Raw genomic sequence first — 829 nt, 5'->3', positions numbered from 1 at the left:
ATGACGAGGTGTTCCTGTCCGGCATGGTCGATGACCCGAGCTTCCGCGAGCCGCTCCCCATCGCCCTTTTCGGGGACGAGACGAACGGCTTCGATGTCCAGTGGCGGCGCGAACGCGACCGCGAGGCACAGGGCGGCGGCTTTGGCGGACGCTCCGGCGGCGGCCAGCGGCAGGGCGGTTTCGGCGGACGGTCGGGCGGCGGCTTCTCCGGCGGCAGCACCGCAGGCCCCGGCGGCGAATATACCGGGAACGGGCGCGGCCTTGACGAAGACGTGCCCTTCTAAGCGGCACCAAAGGCGGGCCGGGGGAGCGCTGGAACGCTTCCCCGGACCCTGAACCGTCACCCGACCAAAGGAACCCATCCCATGAGCAAGCCAACGGCCTTGCGCAGCGTTAGCAGCTTTGCCGACCTGCCGGAACTCTATGCCGAACTCACTGCCACGCCCGATTTCGTGGCATCGTTCGGTGATCCCTTGCCCCTCACCATCATCGACGCGGGCGAGGAACCCGCCGAACACACCATGCCCAACCCGCTCGCGGCGCAGGCGGAATGCGGCGGGATCATCGCCGCCATTTTCGACCTGCTGGACGATACGCGATTGGACCCGCTTGCGCCGGAACTCGCATGGGGCTTCGTCAACAGCTTTCACTTCGTCGCGAACAAGCTGGAAAGCCGGGAGGACAGGCTGGCCGATACGATCCGCGACATGGCGCGCCGATTGGAGCCGGGCGAGGTGTTCAACAAGGAACTGGAAGACACCCAGCTTGAATGCCAGTCGGTCGCCGAGCAGCGCGCCGCCATGGAAGCCATGCGCGACTATGCCGCCGC

General features: G+C 66.9%; 1 protein-coding gene and 1 pseudogene. Both read left to right on the top strand.

Annotation, left to right across the window (positions count from 1 at the left end):
* Nucleotides 1–284: DUF736 family protein (locus tag QHC67_RS18835; protein ID WP_319296697.1), on the top strand; the 284-nt coding region annotated here is incomplete at its 5' end.
* A gap of 81 nt (nucleotides 285–365) precedes the next feature.
* Nucleotides 366–829, top strand: a pseudogene (locus tag QHC67_RS18830) (hypothetical protein); the annotation flags it as partial.

Source organism: Sphingobium sp. (assembly GCF_033795625.1).
In the GTDB taxonomy this organism is placed as follows: Bacteria; Pseudomonadota; Alphaproteobacteria; order Sphingomonadales; family Sphingomonadaceae; genus Sphingobium.
The sequence above is the reverse complement of the archived record's forward strand: the minus strand, read 5'-3'. Positions and strand labels throughout refer to the sequence as shown.